Source organism: Actinomadura opuntiae (genome assembly GCF_030283205.1).
Classification (GTDB): domain Bacteria; phylum Actinomycetota; class Actinomycetes; order Streptosporangiales; family Streptosporangiaceae; genus Spirillospora.
This window is the reverse complement of sequence record NZ_JASNWF010000011.1, coordinates 182,008-199,609: the sequence shown is the minus strand read 5'-3', so window position 1 is coordinate 199,609 and position 17,602 is coordinate 182,008. Positions and strand designations below refer to the sequence as shown.

Annotated in this window: 15 protein-coding genes; 7 read left to right on the top strand and 8 right to left on the bottom strand. The window is 72.7% G+C overall.

Annotation, left to right across the window (positions count from 1 at the left end; genetic code table 11):
* Window positions 1-12 precede the first annotated feature (12 nt).
* The 7 genes from QP089_RS24610 to QP089_RS24580 form a co-directional block, all read right to left on the bottom strand.
* Window positions 13-954, bottom strand: coding sequence for a catechol 2,3-dioxygenase (locus tag QP089_RS24610; RefSeq protein ID WP_285914299.1), 942 nt, complete (start codon window positions 952-954; stop codon window positions 13-15).
* Window positions 951-2,003 carry a 4-oxalomesaconate tautomerase gene (locus tag QP089_RS24605; protein ID WP_285914297.1) on the bottom strand — a complete coding sequence of 351 codons (1,053 nt, stop codon included), beginning with the start codon at window positions 2,001-2,003 and terminating at the stop codon, window positions 951-953. The genes QP089_RS24610 and QP089_RS24605 overlap by 4 nt, the downstream gene beginning before the upstream one ends.
* The gene (locus QP089_RS24600) at window positions 2,000-2,698 is read right to left on the bottom strand and encodes a 4-carboxy-4-hydroxy-2-oxoadipate aldolase/oxaloacetate decarboxylase (protein ID WP_285914295.1); all 699 of its coding nucleotides are present in this window, start codon (window positions 2,696-2,698) and stop codon (window positions 2,000-2,002) included. Before QP089_RS24600 ends, QP089_RS24605 begins: the two co-directional genes overlap by 4 nt.
* Window positions 2,695-3,432, bottom strand: a complete 738-nt coding sequence (locus tag QP089_RS24595; RefSeq protein WP_285914293.1) for a PIG-L deacetylase family protein — start codon at window positions 3,430-3,432, stop codon at window positions 2,695-2,697. The genes QP089_RS24600 and QP089_RS24595 overlap by 4 nt, the downstream gene beginning before the upstream one ends.
* Window positions 3,433-3,566: 134 nt before the next feature.
* Window positions 3,567-5,405, bottom strand: a complete 1,839-nt coding sequence (locus QP089_RS24590) for an ABC transporter ATP-binding protein (protein ID WP_285914291.1) — start codon at window positions 5,403-5,405, stop codon at window positions 3,567-3,569.
* Between the two features lie 273 nt (window positions 5,406-5,678).
* Complete coding sequence (locus QP089_RS24585) at window positions 5,679-6,635, bottom strand: ornithine cyclodeaminase family protein (protein WP_285914289.1); 957 nt, start codon at window positions 6,633-6,635, stop codon at window positions 5,679-5,681.
* Window positions 6,628-7,368, bottom strand: a complete 741-nt coding sequence (locus QP089_RS24580) for an IclR family transcriptional regulator (RefSeq protein WP_285914287.1) — start codon at window positions 7,366-7,368, stop codon at window positions 6,628-6,630. The genes QP089_RS24585 and QP089_RS24580 overlap by 8 nt, the downstream gene beginning before the upstream one ends.
* 179 nt (window positions 7,369-7,547) lie before the next feature.
* Here QP089_RS24580 and QP089_RS24575 point away from each other — a divergent pair, with 179 nt between their 5' ends.
* From QP089_RS24575 to QP089_RS24550, 6 genes are all read left to right on the top strand, one after another.
* The gene (locus QP089_RS24575; RefSeq protein ID WP_285914285.1) at window positions 7,548-8,906 is read left to right on the top strand and encodes an amidohydrolase family protein; all 1,359 of its coding nucleotides are present in this window, start codon (window positions 7,548-7,550) and stop codon (window positions 8,904-8,906) included.
* Window positions 8,896-9,972, top strand: coding sequence for a dipeptidase (locus QP089_RS24570; RefSeq protein WP_285914284.1), 1,077 nt, complete (start codon window positions 8,896-8,898; stop codon window positions 9,970-9,972). Before QP089_RS24575 ends, QP089_RS24570 begins: the two co-directional genes overlap by 11 nt.
* A 65-nt stretch (window positions 9,973-10,037) precedes the next feature.
* Window positions 10,038-11,963, top strand: a complete 1,926-nt coding sequence (locus QP089_RS24565; protein ID WP_285914283.1) for an ABC transporter substrate-binding protein — start codon at window positions 10,038-10,040, stop codon at window positions 11,961-11,963.
* A 49-nt stretch (window positions 11,964-12,012) separates the two neighbouring features.
* Complete coding sequence (locus tag QP089_RS24560; protein ID WP_285914281.1) at window positions 12,013-12,960, top strand: ABC transporter permease; 948 nt, start codon at window positions 12,013-12,015, stop codon at window positions 12,958-12,960.
* Window positions 12,957-13,877 carry an ABC transporter permease gene (locus QP089_RS24555; protein WP_285914278.1) on the top strand — a complete coding sequence of 307 codons (921 nt, stop codon included), beginning with the start codon at window positions 12,957-12,959 and terminating at the stop codon, window positions 13,875-13,877. The genes QP089_RS24560 and QP089_RS24555 overlap by 4 nt, the downstream gene beginning before the upstream one ends.
* A gap of 26 nt (window positions 13,878-13,903) precedes the next feature.
* Window positions 13,904-16,015 carry a dipeptide ABC transporter ATP-binding protein gene (locus QP089_RS24550; RefSeq protein WP_285914276.1) on the top strand — a complete coding sequence of 704 codons (2,112 nt, stop codon included), beginning with the start codon at window positions 13,904-13,906 and terminating at the stop codon, window positions 16,013-16,015.
* An 80-nt stretch (window positions 16,016-16,095) separates the two neighbouring features.
* Here the strand turns inward: QP089_RS24550 and QP089_RS24545 are convergent, their stop codons facing one another.
* A complete protein-coding gene (locus tag QP089_RS24545) occupies window positions 16,096-16,548 on the bottom strand; it encodes an Lrp/AsnC family transcriptional regulator (RefSeq protein WP_285914275.1) in 453 nt (150 codons plus the stop codon).
* A gap of 153 nt (window positions 16,549-16,701) precedes the next feature.
* Between QP089_RS24545 and QP089_RS24540 the strand changes: the two genes are divergently transcribed.
* Window positions 16,702-17,589, top strand: a complete 888-nt coding sequence (locus tag QP089_RS24540) for a tryptophan 2,3-dioxygenase (RefSeq protein WP_285914274.1) — start codon at window positions 16,702-16,704, stop codon at window positions 17,587-17,589.
* Window positions 17,590-17,602: the final 13 nt, after the last annotated feature.

The following is a 17,602-nucleotide window of genomic DNA, read 5'->3' as shown; positions in this document are numbered from 1 at the left end:
CGCAACTCAACGTCACAGGGGCGGGGTGCCGTGGGTGTGGAAGGACTCGATCGTCTTCAGGCCCCACGCCTGGCCCTTGGCGCGCTCGGCCTCCGTCCAGGTGATCGGCTTCCAGTCCGGCGCCAGCACCAGCCGCGCGCACGGGTTGCACAGCTCGATGCGGTTGCCGCCGGGCTCGTAGACGTACAGGAAGAACGTCTGCTGGATGGCGTGCTTGTGCGGCCCGGTCTCGATGAAGACGCCGTGGTCGAGGAAGATGTCGGCGGCGCGGAGGATGTCCTCGCGGGTGTCGGTGGCGAACGCGATGTGGTGCAGGCGCCCGTTGGCGCCCGTCCAGTCGCGGGTGTAGACGATGTCGTAGGACTTGTTGGTGAAGTGCAGCCAGCGTCCGGCGATGTCGCCGCTGTCGAGCCGGATCTGCTCGGTGGTGCGGCCGCCCAGCGTCTCCATCAGGAACTCGGTGCTCGGCTCGACCTCGGCGGCCAGGTAGTTGACGTGGTCGAGCCGCCGGACGCACACGCCGCGCGCCGGGTACGCCTGCGCCTGGTTCTTCAGCGACGGCTTCAGCTCCGGCGGCGCCTCGTACCACTCGCTCTCCCAGTACAGCTCCAGCTCGTGGCCGTCGGGGTCGCGGAACACGTACGTCGGGCCGACGCCGGGGTCGCCGTCGCGCCAGCCGACGCCGAGCCCCGACTCCTCGATCGCCTTGACGCGCCGTTCGAGGGCCTCCTGCGACCAGGTGCGCAGCGCGGTCCGGCGGATCCCGGACGTGCCGTGCGCGGTCAGCTTGACGGTGTGGTGCTCGTAGTCGTCCCACGTCCGCAGGTACACCGAGTCGCCCTCGGAGCCGACCTCGGTCAGGCCCATGACGCGGGTGAAGAACCGCAGGCTCTCGTCCGGTTCGGGCGTCAGCAGCTCGACGCTCCCGACGTGCGCGATCTCGTGCGTGATCAAAGGGACCTCCGGGGGAAGACGGTTCCGTCGAAGAGCTTGCGGGCGGTGCGGACGATGCTGGAGCGCCGCACGGACGTTCCGTCGAGCTCCACCTCGACGTCCAGCCGGCCGGTGGGGTGCTCGATGCTCATCGGCACGCCCGGCGCGGGAAACGCGGCGAGGTCGTGGCCGACCGCGCCGTCCATCAGCAGCGCGGTCGCCACGGTGACGGCGCCGAGCACGCCGATCGAGGCGTGCACGCGCAGCGGGATGAAGGTGCGGGTGCAGATCGTCCCGCCGGCGCGGGGCGGCGCGACCAGCGTGGTCTTCGGGACGGACGCCTCCGCCACGTCGCCGAGGCCCATCAGCTTCCCGGCCGCCAGCCGCAGCGACTGGATCCGGTCGCGCAGGGCCGCGAGGTCGGCGGGGTCCTCGTAGCCGGTGACGCCGAGGTCGGACGCGGCGGCGACCACGACCGGCATCCCGTTGTCGACGCACGTCACGTCGATGCCGTCGACGACGTCGCGGACGTTCCCGGTCGGCAGCAGCGCCCCGCACGCCGACCCCTCGGTGTCCTCGAAGTCCAGGACGATCGGCGCGGCGGTCCCCGGCACGCCCGAGATCACGGTGTCCCCGTCGTAGTCGACGGCGCCGTCCGGCGTCGCGAACGTCGCGGTCGCGACGCTGTCGGAGTTGACCATCCGGATCCGGACACTGCTGCGTCCGGGCCCGGCGGCGACGAGGCCGCGCTCGACCGCGAAGGGGCCGATCCCGGCGAGCAGGTTGCCGCAGTTCTGCCGGTCGGAGACGGTCGGCTCCTCGACGCCGAGTTGCAGGAACAGGTACTCGACGTCGACGTCCGGCCGCTCCGAGGGGGAGACGACCGCGACCTTGCTGGTCAGCGGGTGCGCGCCGCCGATCCCGTCGATCTGCCGGGGATCGGGCGTGCCCATGACCCGCAGCAGCAGATCGTCGCGCTCGGCGGGGTCGGCGGGCAGGTCGTCGGCGAGGAAGTAGGCGCCCTTGGACGTCCCGCCGCGCATCATCATGCAGCGGACCCCGGCACTCATGATTTGCCGTATTCGCTGTAGGAGACGTACTCGATGCCCATCTCGGGGAGCCGGTCGCGCAGCCCGTACCGGTCGAGGCCGAGCTCGCCCTTCTGGAACGCCGCGCGGGTCGCGTCCTCCTTCTGCTCTCTTGCGCGCGCCGCCTCCACGGCGTCCGCGACCTCCTCGCGAGGGACGCAGACCACGCCGTCGTCGTCGGCGAGGATCGCGTCGCCAGGCCGGACGACCTGGCCGCCGATGCTCACCGGCACGTTGACCGCGCCCGGCGTGGCCTTCACCGTGCCCTGCGCGCTGACGGCCGCCGACCACACCGGGAACCCCATCGCGTGCAGGTCCGCCACGTCCCGCACGCCCGCGTTGATGACGAGCCCGCGCACGCCCCGGTACTGGAGCGCCGTCGCGAACAGCTCGCCGAACATCCCGTCCGTGCACGGCGACGTCGTCGTCACCACCAGCACGTCGCCCGGCCGGCACTGCTCGACCGCGACATGGATCATCAGGTTGTCGCCCGGCCACGACAGCACCGTCACCGCCGTCCCGGCGACGCGCGTGCCGAGGTGCACCGGGCGGATGCCCGGCCCGAGGTAGCCGGTCCGCCCCATCGCCTCGTGGACGGTCGCGACCCCGAAGCCGCCCAGCTCGTCGACCGCGCCGGCGTCCGCGCGCGGCGGGTCGGTCACCACCACCGTCCTCATGCCAGCACCCCCGTCGTCTGCGGGTACACGCGAACGTACGCCTCGGCCATCGTCTCGTGGGGGAGGCCCAGGTTCGGGCCCGCGTTCCGCTTGAGCTGGACGCCCCGCCGCTTGGCCAGGTCGGTGTAGTAGTCCCACATGTGCACCTGCGCGGGCAGGCACTCCATCGCCTTGCGCTTGCGCTCGAACACCGGCGTGATGTCCAGCAGGACGTCCGGCTTGAAGTCGCACTGCTCCGGCTGGTGCGGCTCGAAGAGGAACACCGGGGGAGCGCCCAGCGGCTCGCCCGGCGCGTCGTACCCGATGGCCTGCGCCAGCACCCGCGCCTGCAACGCCATCCGCGCCGCCGCCGGATGGTCGCCGTTGTACGGATCGGCCAGCGTGTGCGTCAGCACGACCGCGGGCTCGAACTCCCGGTACACCCGGACGAGCCGGTCCACCAGCTCCGGCGTCTCGCGCAGCGGGTAGTCGCCGGCGTCCAGGAACTCGATCTCGGCGCCCAGCTCGGCCGCCGCGGCCTCCGCCTCGCCCCGCCGCAGCTCCTTGATCTCCTCCAGGCCCCTGCCCTCGCGCCACGCCCGCGCGGACTCCCCGCGCTCGCCGTAGCTCAGGCACACCACCTTCGCCCGGTCCCCGCGCTCGGCGGCCAGCGCGATCGCGCCCGCGGCGCGCCACACGAAGTCGCCCGCGTGGGCGCTCACCACGAGCAGCGGACTGGCGGCGTCGGTGCTCATTCAGACTCCTCCACAGCAGACGGAACCCGCCCCCGAACAGGGCCGATCAGCACCGATCCTGAATCCTGTCGCCCAAATTGTCAACAATTATGGCGTTGATTGGATGGAGGGCGGCCGACGCGCGGGCCGCGGCGTCACGCCGGACGGCGGTCCAGGGCCTCCTCGTCGTCCTCCTCGGTGAGGAAGCCGCCGGACTGGTGGTGCCACAGCCGGGAGTACGGGCCCTTGGACTGGAGGAGTTCCCGGTGGGAGCCCTGCTCGACGACGCGGCCGTGGTCGAGGACGACCAGCCGGTCCATCCGGACGACCGTGCTCAGCCGGTGCGCCACCACCAAGGCGGTGCGGTCGCGCATCAGGCGCCACAGCGCCTCCTGGACGAGGATCTCGCTCTCGGAGTCCAGCGCGCTGGTGGCCTCGTCCAGAAGCAGGATCGGGGCGTCCCGCAGGATCGCGCGGGCCAGCGCGACGCGCTGCCGCTGGCCGCCGGAGAGCTTGACGCCGCGCTCGCCGACCAGCGTGCCGAGGCCGTCGGGGAGGCCGTCGGTGAACTCGGTGACGTGCGCCGCCCGCGCGGCCCGCAGGATCTCCTCCTCGGTGGCGCCCGGCCGGGCGAACGCGATGTTGTCGCGCACCGACCGGTGGAACATCGCGGGCTCCTGCGGCACGTACGCGATCAGGCCGCGCAGGTCGGTCTGGCGCAGCCGCGCGATGTCCTGGCCGCCGACCAGGATGCGGCCCTCGTCGACGTCCATCAGGCGCAGCAGCAGCCGGGTGAGGGTGCTCTTGCCGCCGCCGGACCGGCCCACCAGCCCGATCCTGGCGCCCCCGGGGATCTCCAGGTCGAGCCCGTCGAACAGCGGCGGGCCGTCGCCGTGCGCGAAGACCACCCGCTCGAAGCGGACCGAGGCGTCGGCCGGGCGCAGCGGCTGCGGATCGGTCGGGTCGACGACGGCCGGGGGCGCCAGCAGCAGCTCGGTGAACTGCGCGGCCTCGGTGAGCGTGCTCTCGATCCGCCGGTACACCTGGTTGAACTCGAACATGATGCGGGTGGCGTTGGTGTAGTAGGTGAACGTCACCACGACCGCCTCCACCCCGAGGCCGCCGCGCAGCGCCACCGCCGCGAGCAGGCCGAGGACGCTGGTCAGGATCGACATCGGCGCGACGATCATGTCGACCCGGAGGTTGGCGTAGTCCCAGGAGCGCAGCGAGAGCCGGTACTGCTCGGCCATCCGCGCCCGGTGCTCACCGGCCTCCCGGTCCTCGGCGGCGAACGCGCGGACCGTCTCCATGTTGGTCACCACGTCGGCGACGTGGCCCGACACCCGCACCTTCGCGGCCTCGCGCGCGTCCACCAGCGCCTGCCGGCGGCGGATGAGCGGGGCGATCAGCAGGCCGGTCAGGACGATCATCCCCACGAGCACCAGGACCAGGGCCGGGTGGTACCGCCACAGGACCACCGACGCGAACGCCAGCGGGATCACGTTGGCCATGATCGAGAAGGCGAGCGTGTCGGCGAAGTCCTCGAACCCGCTGGAGAAGTTCAGGATCCGCTTGGTCAGCGCGCCGGCGAAGTTGTCGTGGAAGAAGGCGGTCTCCTTGGCGAGCAGCTCTTCCATTCCGGTGACGCCGAGCCGCTCGATCCCCCGGCCGTCCGTCCGGTTGAGGCAGTGCAGTCCCGCTCGCCAGAGCGCCTCGCCCGCGAGCATCAGCCCGGCGAAGGCGAGAAGGAAGGGGAGCAGGGCGGCCGGGCCGTCGTCCCCGCTGCCGGCGAGATGCCCCACCAGAGCGGCCACGACCAGCGGCGTCAGGTAGTACAGGCAGGTGTTCCCGAGGGCCGGAAAGGTCATCGCCGGAACCGAGACCCGCCACTCGCGGCGCAGGACGCCGCAGTAGTGGCGCAAGGCCAGCAGGACCGCCCGCCTGCGGGGCGCCGGACCGTCCTGAGAACCCTCTCGTGCCCCTGCCAGAACCACGCACCCTCCCACGCCGCCGCGGCCTTCATGCTGCCCCGAACCCTCCGGGCCGGGCGAACGCATTTTCCGCAGGCGGTGCGGCCGGTTCCGGACCGCGTTCCGAAAACGAGGAGGAGCGCGTCCCGGCATACGCCGAACGCGGGGGAGAGGGCTGGCGAGCCGCCCTTCCGCGCGGCGCCGATCGCGAAGGAGAGCACCCGGAAACGGGACGACTGTTATGCGCCGGCCGCACATCCGAATGTGACGCGAGCCGGAGCAGGGACCGGAACCCGGCTAGAGGTCGACGGCGATCCCCAACCCGCGCTCGCGGGCCGCGCGGTAGACCACGGAGGCCGCCGCGACGTCGAGCGCGGCGTGGCCGGTGGACTTGAAGAGCGTCAGCTCCGCGGCCGAGCCGCGACCGGGACGCCTCCCGGCGAGCACGTCGCCGATGAGACGGGCGTCTGCGGGGTCGGTCCCCTGAAGCTCCCAGGCACCGGCCGGGGGCGGCTCGGTCACGGCGCCGGGCCACTCGACGAACAGCGCCGAGGCCCGCAGCGTCTCGGCGCCGAACTCCGGGCCGTCGGACCCGCCGACCGAGCTGAGGTGGGCGCCGTCGCGCAGCCACGAGCGCCGCAGGACCGGCTCCCGGCTGGACGTGCAGCAGAAGACGACGTCGGCCGACCTGACCGCCGCCTCGACGCCGGCCGCTGCCGCTGCCGCGGGCAGGCCCGCGACCAGCCGCTCGGCCTTGCCCGGATCGCGCGCGCCGACCACGAGTTCCACGCCGTCCATCGGCGCGATGAGCGCGATCTGGGCGCGCGCCTGCGTTCCGGTGCCGATCACGGCGATCCGGGAGGCGCCGGGCCGGGCGAGCGCGCGCATGGCGACCGTCGCGGCGGCGGCCGTCCGCACCGCGGTGATCGCCTCGGCGTCCATGACGGCCAGCGGCCGCCCGGTCTCGGCGTCGAAGTGGGCGACGATGCCGCGGTGGGCGCCGTGGTCGCCCGCGGCGGCGCCGGGGAAGACCGACACGAGCTTTGCCGACAAGCCCAGCCCGGGCACGTGCCCGGGCATCGCGCCCAGCAGGCCGCGCCCCGAGCGGGCCGCGACGCGCGGCGGCGCGGAGACCTCGCCGGCGGCGACGGCGATGAGGGCGGTGCGCACCGCCTCCAGTACCGCCTCGGGCGGTGCGGCCGCCCTGGTCGCCTCCCGGTCGAGGACGAGCACGCCGCATGCGGGATCAGCCAACGCCGACTCCGGCGTCCGGGCCGGCCAGGGCGCGTTCCAGCTCCGCCGTGGCCGCGGTCAGGTGGTCCTGGAGCCCGGTCAGCGTGGGATCGTCGAACTCGCTGTCCAGGCCGACGATCGTGAGCGCGCACAGCGGCCGGCCGTTGCCGGCGAGCACCGCGCGGCCGAGCGAGGCGATCACCTCCTCGTTGCGCCCGCGCTCCAGCGCGAAGCCCGTGCGCCGGGTCCGCTCGATGTCGGCCAGCAGCTCGGCCCGGCGCTCCGGCGGATGCCCCTGCTGCTCGGCGGCGCGCAGGTAGGGGATCTGCGCGGCCTCGTCCAGCGCGGAGACGAGCGCCATGGGCCCGGCGAACTTGTGGACGGGGAGCAGCTCGCCCAGCAGATCGTTGATCATCGCCAGCCGGGGCGGCCGGACGACGTCGATCACCCGGGCGCCCTCGGGTTCGAGCACCTGCAGGTTCACCATCATCGCCGTCCGGTCGGACAGCGCCCGCAGCACGGGCCGGCCCAGCACGACCAGCGAGTTGGCGGCCGCTGCCTCGGAGAACTGGAGCACCACCGGACCCGGCAGGTAGTGGTCCTCGCTGCGCATGATCCAGCCGCGTCTGACCAGGTCCACCAGGATGCGGTAGGCGGTGGCGCGGTGCATCCCCGCCTCGTTCGCCACCTCGCTCAGCCGGAGCGGGCGGTCGGCCCGCACGACGGACTCGATGAGATCCAGAGCCTTGTCCACGGCAGAGCTCGCCGGTCTGGGCAACTTCCCTCCACGGTCGCTGAGCGGGCTTTTCCGATTCTTGACGCACATTAGCAGACGTTGCTAATGTTGTAACACTTGTTACGTTCTATGTAACAAACCTGGTCCGAGGGGTGCGCCAGCCACCCGGGACCGAGAACGGAGACCGTGCGATCGCCATGACGGACAAGGACGAGCCCCCGGTCGCGGGCAACGACCCCGCCCCCACTCCCTTCGCCGCCCCCGAACCGGGCCGGGCGACGGCCTACCGCGGCGTCTCGCTGATCGACGGAACCGGCGGCCCGGTCCGGCACGGCATGGCGGTGGTGACCGACGGGCCGACGATCACCGCGGTCGTCCCCGACGCCGACCTCGGCGCCGCGGTGCCGGCCGGCGCGGAGACGGTCGACCTGCAGGGCGCGTTCCTGCTGCCCGGCCTGGTCGACGCGCACCAGCACCTGTCGACGCCGCCCAACCGGGCGCAGGCGGAGGCGTTCATGCGGCGGCAGATCTACGGCGGCGTCACCGCGATCCGCGAGATGGCCGGCGACCTGCGGCAGATGGCCGACCTCGCGCGGGCGTCACTGGTCGGCGAGATCCCCGGCCCGGACGTGCACTGCGCGGCGCTGATGGCGGGCCCGGGCTTCTTCGACGACCCGCGCACGTGGCAGGTGACCCAGGGCGCGACGCCCGGCACCGTCCCCTGGATGCAGGCGGTCGACGCGGACACCGACCTGCGGCTGGCCGTCGCCGCGGCGCGCGGCACCGGCGCGGTCGCCATCAAGATCTACGCCGACCTCGACGCCGCGACGGTCACCCGGATCGCCGAGGAGGCCCACCGGCAGGGGATGCTCGTGTGGGCGCACGCGGCGGTGTTCCCCGCCATGCCCGGCGAGGTCGTCGCGGCGGGCACCGACGTGGTCTCGCACGCCCACATGCTGGCCCACGAGATCCCCGGCGACCGGCCCGGCGAGTACCGGCGGCAGCGCGGGCACCTCGCGGACACCTACCGTCGGCTCCTCGACGCGCCGGTGGACGCCCTCGACGCGCTCTTCGCCGACATGCGGCGCCGCGGCACGATCCTCGACGCCACCGCGAGCCTCGTGGCGCGGCTGCCGTCGAGCGCGCCCGGCGCGGCCGAGTTCGCCCCCGACGTGCTGCGAAGGCTCATCGACCGGGCACGGCGCGCGGGCGTCACGATCTGCACCGGGACCGACTACGAGACACAGCCGGCGGATCCGTTCCCCTCGCTCCACGAGGAGCTGCACTTCCTCGTCCACGCGATGGGGATGCCGCCGCACGAGGTGATCCGCGCGGCCACCTCCGCCGGCGCCGCCGCCATCGGGCTCCAGGACACGGTCGGCACCGTCGAGCCGGGCAAGCGGGCCGACTTCGTGGTCGTCGAGGCGGACCCCTGCGAGGACATCGGCCACCTGCGCCGCATCGTCACCACCGTCAAGCGCGGCCGGCGCTACGACCGGGCGGACTACGACCGCGCCGGCGCCGGCGCCCAGGAAGGAGCGCCCCGTGAGCGCTGACATCGAGGACCTCATCGTCGTCAACGCGCTCGGCGGGCTGGACAATCCGAACGCCCCGGCGTCGGCCTCCGCGTCCGGCGCGCTCGTCCAGACCAGCGACCAGCTGACCATCGACGAGCGGACCCTCGCGGACGCGCACGCCTCCGGCGTGACGGCCATCAACGTGACCCTGGGATACACGCTCGGCGACTTCCCGCCCTACCGGCACACCCTGGACGAGATCCGCACCTGGGACGCGATCATCGCCGCCCACCCGCGCGACCTGATGCGGATCGACACCGCCGCCGACATCGCCGAGGCCAAGCGGCAGGGAAGGATCGGCATCATCTACGGCTTCCAGAACGCCGCCGCCGTGGAGGACCGCCCCGAACGGGTCGCCGAGTTCGCAGGCCTGGGCGTGCGGATCATCCAGCTCACCTACAACCAGGCCAACCAGGTCGGCGACGGCTCGATGGCGCCCGGCGACCGGGGCCTGACACCGCTCGGACGCCAGGTCGTGGAGGCGCTCAACGAGCACCGCGTCATGGTGGACCTCTCGCACAGCGGCGAGCGGACCTGCCTGGAGGCCGCGCGCGCGTCCACGCAGCCCATCTCGATCAACCACACGGGCTGCCGCGCGCTGGTCGACCTGCCGCGCAACAAGACCGACGAGGAACTCCGGCTCGTCGCCTCGAAGGGCGGGTTCGTCGGCATCTACTTCATGCCGTTCGTCAACGCGTCGGGGCACGCCACGGCCGCGGACGTGGTGGAGCACATCGCGCACGCGGTCGACGTCTGCGGCGAGGACCACGTCGGCATCGGCACCGACGGGACGATCACGGCGATCGACGACCTGGACGGCTACCGGGCGCTGCTCGCCGAGCAGGTGGCGCAGCGGCAGGCCGCCGGCGCGTCCGCCGCCGGGGAGCGCGCCGACACCTTCCCGTTCGTGGTCGACCTGCGCGGCGTCGACCAGTTCCGCGAGCTCGCGCGGCTGCTGGCCGAGCGCGGCTACTCCTCCACCCGGATCGAGAAGATCCTCGGCCTGAACTTCCACAACTACGCGAAGGCGGTCTGGGGGAGTTGACGGCCGCCGAGAAGCGGAGTCACGCGATTCCCCCCGCCACGGACACGACACAGGAGCGGGCGCGCATGGGCATCAACACCTGCATCGGCACGGGCAGTGCACGGACATCGGGCCGCCGCACGGCGCGCGCCCGGGGCGGCCGGACACGGTACGCGCTCCTCGCCGGGGCACTGGCCGCCGTGCTGCCGCTGGCGGCGTGCGGCGGCGGTGGCGGCGGGACGACGAAGCACAAGTCGGGGTCGCCGACCTTCGGCTCCATCCCCGCCCAGTCGGGGACGCCCAAGGACGGCGGCGCCATCGACATAGCGCAGCAGCCGGGAGCCGGGCCGTTCTACATGCTGCCGATCGTGCCCGGCGCCTTCAACTCCACCTACGTGACCTACGAGTTCCAGCGGCTCATGTACCGGCCGCTCTACTGGTTCCCGCAGGGCGGCAGCCCCAAGATCGACGAGAGCCTCAGCCTGGCGTCCCCGCCGCAGTTCTCCGACGGGAACAAGACGGTCACCATCACCATGCGCGACGGCTACACCTGGTCGGACGGCACGCCCGTCGACGCCGACGACGTCGTGTTCTTCATCGACCTGCTGAAGGCCGCGCTGAAGAAGAGCCCGGCGAACTGGGGCAGCTACACGCCCGGCCAGTTCCCCGACAACGTCGCCGACGCGAAGGCGACGTCGCAGAACACGGTGACGCTGAAGCTCAAGGAGGCCTACAACCCCGAGTGGTTCACCGCCGACGAGCTGACCTCGCTCGTCCCGCTGCCGGCCGAGCAGTGGTCGCGCGCCGCCGGCGGCGGCGACCACGCCTCTGCGAAGGACGCCGCGGCGATCTACGCCTACCTGGACAAGGCGTCGCGGAACCCCGCCTCGTTCGCGAAGAACCCGCTCTGGCAGACGGTGGACGGCCCGTACAAGCTGAGCAGCTTCGACGTGACGACGAACGCCTACTCGATGACCGCGAACAAGGCGTACGGCGGCCCGCAGAAGCCGCACCTCGCGACGCTGAACTTCCGGCCGTTCACCTCCGAGAGCGCGAAGTTCAACCAGCTGCTGAGCGGCAGGCTGGCGATGGCCACGGTCGACCAGAGCAACGTGGGGCAGGTGTCGGCGCTGAAGGCCGCGGGCTACAACGTCTACGGCGCTCCGGCCCTGGGCTTCAACTTCATCATGCTCAACTTCAAGGACACCACCGACAACGTCGGCAAGCTCTACGCCCAGCTCTACATCCGGCAGGCGTTGCAGCGGCTGATCGACCAGCCCGGGTACATCGCCAGCAAGGGCATCTACAACGGCGCGGCCGTCGAGAGCTACGGCACGGCGCCCGCGACGTCGCCCTACGTCTCCGGAAGCACCGCCACCGCGCCCTATCCCTACGACCCGGCCGCCGCACGCAAGCTGCTGGAGGACCACGGCTGGAAGGTGGTGCCGAACGGCGCCACGACCTGCGAGCGCCCCGGCACCGGGCCGTCGCAGTGCGGTGCCGGGATCCCGCAGGGCCAGACGATGAAGTTCAACCTCTTCTACCGCAGCGGCCCGCAGCTGCACAGCGCGGTCAGCACCGCGTTCGCCTCGGAGGCCCGCAAGCTCGGCATCGCGATCACCGTCGCGCCGAAGACGTTCAGCTTCCTGATCCAGAACTACAACGTCCCGGCGGCGCCGTCGAAGGCCGGCGAGTGGGCCATGTCGACCTGGGGCGGCTTCAGCACCCCGCCCTACCCGACCGCGTCCGGGATCTTCGACACCAAGGGCTCGGGCAACGTGGGCGCCTTCGGCGACCCCGAGACCGACAGGCTGATCGACGCCTCGGTGCACGGCGCCGACCGCAGGGCCGTCCAGGCGGAGGTCGAGCACCTGCGGACCGGCCTGCCCGTGCTGTGGCTGCCGGCCGCGCAGACCATCTGGGCCTGGAAGAAGACGCTGTCCGGCCCGACCGGCTCGTTCGCCAACCTGCCGGCCAACGTGCTCACCCCCGAGTACTGGTACACGCGCTAGCCGGCGTCCCGGCGACGCCCGGGACCGCGACACGGAAAGGAGGCGGAACGTGATCCAGTACGCGCTGCGGCGGCTCGCGACGTCGGTGATCGTGATCCTGGGCGTCTCGGTGATCACCTTCGTCCTGCTGCACGGGATGGCCGGCTCGCCCGGCCGCGCCATCCTCGGCGTCCAGGCGAGCCCGGGGGCGGTGGCCGCGTTCGAGCACGAGCACGGCTACGACCGGTCGATCGTCGTGCAGTACCTCAGCTACCTGGGGCATCTGCTGCACGGCGACCTCGGGTACTCCTACAAGCTGAACCAGAGCGTGAACGCGCTGGTGGCCGAGAACGCCGGGCGGACCGCCCTGCTGTCGGCCGTGGCGCTGATCCTGGCGATCGGCATCGCGGTCCCGCTCGGCGTCTTCCAGGCGGTGAAGCGCGGCGGCATCGGCGACACCGTGCTGACGACCCTCACCTTCGTCGCCTACTCGATGCCCGTCTTCCTGCTGGCGATGCTGCTGATCCAGGTCTTCGCGATGGGGCTGGGCGTCCTTCCCGCGCAGGCGTCCCAGTCCAGCTCGGCCTTCGTGATCTTCACCGACCCGCGCGCCATGCTGCTGCCGGTGCTGACGCTGACCGGCGTGACGGTCGCGCTCTTCTCGCGGTACCAGCGGTCGGCGGCGCTCGACCAGCTCGCGCAGGACTACATCACCGTGGCGCGGTCGAAGGGCCTGTCCATGCGCATGGTCCTCACCCGGCACCTGCTCCGCAACGCCTGCGCGCCGCTGGTGACCCTGATCGGCATGTCGATCCCGCTGCTGCTCGCCGGCAACCTGGTGGTCGAGTCGGTCTTCAACTACCCGGGGCTGGGGCTGCTGTTCTTCAACGCCCTGAACAACCAGGACTATCCGGTGCTGCTGGGCTACACGCTGATCGCGGCGACCCTGACCGTCCTGGGCAATCTCGTGGCCGACCTGCTCGTGGCGGTCACCGACCCGAGGACGCGGCGGGCATGACCGAATCGGCGACCGACCGGACCACGGCGCTCACCGCGCCCGAGAAGCCGGGGACCCGTCCCCCTGGCCGGACGCGCGGCGGCCGGCTCACCCTGCGGGAGTTCACCAGGAACCGGCTCGCCGTCCTCGGCGGCGGCATCATCGTGTTCTTCGTCCTGTTCTGCTTCGTCGGCCCGCACCTCTACGTCACCGAGCAGATCTCCGTCGACCCGGTGAACAGCATGCTGCCGCCCGGCGGCGGGCACCCGCTCGGCACCGACGCGCAGGGCTTCGACGTCCTCGGGCGGATCATGAAGGGCGGCCAGGCGTCCCTGCAGATCGGGCTGCTCGCGGCGCTGATCGCCACCGCGATCGGCACCCTCTACGGGACGGTCGCGGGCCTCGCGGGCGGCCTCGCCGACGCGGTCATGATGCGCGTCGTCGACACGCTGCTGTCGATCCCGTTCCTGTTCATCGTGCTGATCATCGCGACCCGGTTCAGCTCCACGGTGCTGTCGCTCAGCCTGACCCTCGGGGCGTTCTCCTGGCTCGCGCCGGCCCGGCTGGTGCGGGCCGAGGTGCTGGCGCTGCGCTCGCGCGGGTTCGTCGCGGCCGCGACGGTGATGGGGGCGACGAAGGCCCGGATCATCGTCCGGCACCTGATCCCGAACGCGCTCGGCGTGGTGATCGTGAACATCACCTTCCAGGTCGCCGACGCGATCATCGCGGTGTCGCTGCTGGGCTTCCTCGGCTTCGGCCTCAACTACCCGGCCGTCGAGTGGGGCACCCAGCTGTCCAAGGGCGTGAGCTCCCTGCTCGACGGCTCCTGGTGGCTGATCTACCCGGTCGGCGGCTGCCTGGTCCTGGTGGTCATGGCGTTCAACTTCGTCGGGGACGCGCTGCGCGACTCGATCGACGTACGGCTGAGGCGGCGCTGATGGCCGCCGGCGCGAGAGGTGGCGATGTGAGGACCGGCGAGGAGCCCCTGCTGGCGGTCGAGGGGCTGTGCACGAGCATCCGGACGAGCCGGTCGGAGGTCCGCGCCGTCGACGGGGTCGACCTGACCCTGCGCCGGGGCGAGACGCTCGGGCTGGTGGGGGAGTCGGGCTCCGGCAAGTCGATGACCGGCCTGTCGGTGATGGGGCTGCTGCCGCCGGGCGGGCGGGTCACCGGGGGGTCGATCAGGCTGGAGGGCCGCGAGCTGGCCGACCTGCCGGAGCGGCGCTACCAGCGGATCCGCGGCAACGAGATCGCGATGGTCTTCCAGGACCCGATGACGTCGCTCAACCCCACCAGGACCATCGGCGAGCAGATCGCCGAACCGGTCCGGCTGCACCGCGGCGCGAGCCGCAAGGAGGCGCGGGACCGGGCCCTGGAGATGCTCGCGATGGTCGGCATCGCCGGCCCCGCCGAACGGCTCGGCCAGTACCCGCACGAGCTGTCCGGCGGGCTCCGGCAGCGGGTCATGATCGCCATGGCGCTGTCCTGCGAGCCGAAGGTGCTGATCGCCGACGAGCCGACCACGGCGCTCGACGTGACCGTGCAGGCGCAGGTGCTGCGGCTGCTGCACGACCTCAAGGAGCGGCTCGGCATGGCCATGCTGCTGATCACCCATGACATGGGGGTCGTCGCGCAGTGGGTCGACCGGGTCGGCGTCATGTACGCCGGGGGCGTCATCGAGAGCGCCGGCACGGCCGAGCTGTTCACGGGCATGCGCCACCCGTACGCGCAGGGCCTGCTCGCGTGCACGCCGCGGCTGACCCAGCGGCGCGAGGACGTCCTGTTCTCCATCCCCGGCTCCCCGCCGGACCTGGCCGCCCCGCCCGCCGGATGCCGCTTCGCCGACCGCTGCGGGCGCGCCGACGACCGCTGCCGGACGGAGGCGCCGGCGCTCACCGAGCCGCGGCCCGGGCACACGGTGGCCTGCTGGCACCCGGTCGACGGCCCGCTCCCGGCGGCGGCGCCCGGCCCCGCGAAGGTGGCCGCGCCCGCGGCGGACGCCGCGCCGGCGACCACGGGGCCCGAGGCGCCCGCGGCCGGCGCAGCCGACCCCGTGATGGTCGTCGAGGACCTGGTCAAGGAGTACCCGGCCGGCCGGCCGCTGCGCGGTCCGGCGCGGAGCGTCAAGGCCGTCTCCGGAGTGTCGTTCGAGGTGCCGCGCGGCCGGACCTTCGGGCTCGTGGGCGAGTCCGGCTCCGGCAAGAGCACGCTGGCCCGGATGCTCGTCGCGCTGGAGAAGCCCTCGTCCGGCGGCGTCACCGCGCTCGGCGGCGACCTCGCCCGCCTGCGCGGGCGGGAGCTGCGCCGGCACCGCCGCGACCTGCAGATGATGTTCCAGGACTCGCTCGACGCGCTCGACCCGCGGATGCGCGTCGGCGCCGCCCTGGCGGAGCCGTTCGCGGCGCAGGGCGTCGGGACGGCCGGGGAGCGGCTCGCGGCGATCCACGGCCTCCTGGACGAGGTCGGGCTGCCGCACGACGTCCTGGACCGGCACCCGCACGAGTTCTCCGGCGGGCAGCGCCAGCGCATCGCGCTGGCCCGGGCGCTGGCGCTCAACCCGCGCGTGATCGTGGCCGACGAGCCCGTGAGCGCGCTGGACGTGTCGATCCGGTCGCAGGTGCTCAACCTCATGCGGCGGCTCCAGGCCAAGCACGACCTCACCTTCGTGGTGATCTCCCATGACCTCACCGTCGTCCGCTACCTGGCGGACACGGTCGGGGTGATGTACCTGGGGAAGCTGGTCGAGATCGGCTCGCCGGACGACGTCTACCTGCGCGCCGCGCACCCCTACACCGCGGGGCTGATCGCCGCCATCCCCGTGCCGGAGCCGGGCGCCGGAGCCGCGGGGGACGCGGGCGCCGAGGCCGGCGACCAGGCGGGCGGCGCCATCGAGATGCCCAGCCCGTTCGATCCGCCGTCCGGCTGCCGCTTCCGCACGCGCTGCCCGCGCGCGGAGGCCCGGTGCGCCGAGGAGGAGCCGGTGCTGCGCGACTTCGGTCCCGGCCACGTCGCCGCGTGCCATTTCCCGCTCCGCGAGCCCGAGCCCGCGCCCGAGCCCGCCGCGCGGGCCGTCTGATTCCCCCCGCCCGCGCGGTGGTCCCGCGCGCCTCGGTGCGCGGGACCACCGCGTACCGGGGCGCGCCTCCCACTCACGGGTCAGGGGGCCGCCGGGGCGTCGGGGGAGGTGATCGGCGACCAGGCCAGCGGCGTGGACAGCACCATCGTGCTGGTGGGCTGCCCGAAGGGGGCGAGCCGGTCGATCAGCGACTCGAAGGCGTCCATGGAGGACGCCGCGATCCTCAGCAGGCTGCACGCGGCGCCGGTGACGCGGTGGATCTCGCGGATCTCGGGCCACTCCGCCACCTCGGGGGCGCGCAGCACGCACCGCGGCCCGTAACAGGACATCTGGATGAACGCGACGACGGACCACCCGACGCGGGCCGGGTCCACCTGCGCCCGGTAACCGGTGAGCACGCCCGCCTCCTCCATCCGGCGCACGCGCTCGGCGACCGCGGGCGGGGACATGTGGACCCGCCGCGACAGTTCGCTGAACGACAGCCGCGCGTCCGCCTGGAGCTGCGCGAGGAGCAGCCAGTCGGTCTCGTCCATGGTGATCCTCCCAATCTGAAACCCAACTTGGCCAAATGAAGCTGATGCAGTGCCATATCCGGCTTGATGCCTTCGAATCGGCATGTACTACGGCCTATCTCCTATCAGATCATTAACACCACGTCACATCGCCGAGCCACGAGGAGGGCAGCGTTGACCAGCACCGATCTCGCATCATCGATCCGGCCCGCGTCCGAGCGGGAGCGCGCCGAGCGCGCCGCCGCGAGCGGGGGCGAGCCCACGCTGGCCTTCACGGAACGCGTTCCCTACGACGCCTACGTGAACGCCGACACCCTGCACACGCTCCAGCGGACGCTGAGCGACGACCCCGGCGAGATGTCGTTCCTGGTGATCAGCCAGGTGATGGAGCTGTACTTCGGGCTCGTCCACCACGAACTGCGCGAGGTCCAGCGGCTGCTGCGCGCCGACGACGTGTGGGGGGCCCTGCTGCCGGCGCGCAGGGCGGCGCTGCACCTCGACGGCCTGAACGCCGGCTGGCAGTGCCTGCGCTGGATGACCCCGGCCGACTTCAACCGGTTCCGCGACCTGCTCGGCGAGGGCTCCGGCTTCCAGTCCGCGATGTACCGGCGGCTGGAGTTCCTCCTGGGACTCAAGACGGCCTCTCTCATCCGGCCCTTCAGGCGGCAGCCCGCGGTGCACGCCGAACTGGCCGAGGCCCTGCGGTCGCCCAGCGTCTGGGACGACGTGGTCGCGCTGCTCGCCCGCACGGGGCACGACATCCCGGCGGACCTTCTCGGCAGGGATTTCTCGGACGAGCACCAGCCGCATCCCGCGGTGGAGGCCGCCTGGGTGGAGATCTACGGCGACGCCGGACCCGGCAACCACCTGCGCCTGCTCGGCGAGGCGCTCACCGCGGTCTCCGAGGGGTTCGGCGACTGGCGCCACCGGCATCTGGCCTCGGTCCGGCGGGCGATGGGCGCCAAGGCCGGCACCGGGGGCTCGAACGGCGTCCAGTGGCTCCGGCGCAGCCTGGACCGGGAGGTCTTCCCGGAGCTGTGGTCGGCCCGCACCCACATCTAGAAAGGTCCGCGAT

Coding starts and splice junctions, on each gene's coding strand:
- QP089_RS24605 (WP_285914297.1), bottom strand. CDS start 2,003: ATGAGTGCCGGGGTCCGCTGCATGATGATGCGCGGCGGGACGTCCAAG.
- QP089_RS24600 (WP_285914295.1), bottom strand. CDS start 2,698: ATGAGGACGGTGGTGGTGACCGACCCGCCGCGCGCGGACGCCGGCGCG.
- QP089_RS24595 (WP_285914293.1), bottom strand. CDS start 3,432: ATGAGCACCGACGCCGCCAGTCCGCTGCTCGTGGTGAGCGCCCACGCG.
- QP089_RS24575 (WP_285914285.1), top strand. CDS start 7,548: ATGACGGACAAGGACGAGCCCCCGGTCGCGGGCAACGACCCCGCCCCC.
- QP089_RS24565 (WP_285914283.1), top strand. CDS start 10,038: ATGGGCATCAACACCTGCATCGGCACGGGCAGTGCACGGACATCGGGC.
- QP089_RS24555 (WP_285914278.1), top strand. CDS start 12,957: ATGACCGAATCGGCGACCGACCGGACCACGGCGCTCACCGCGCCCGAG.
- QP089_RS24545 (WP_285914275.1), bottom strand. CDS start 16,548: ATGGACGAGACCGACTGGCTGCTCCTCGCGCAGCTCCAGGCGGACGCG.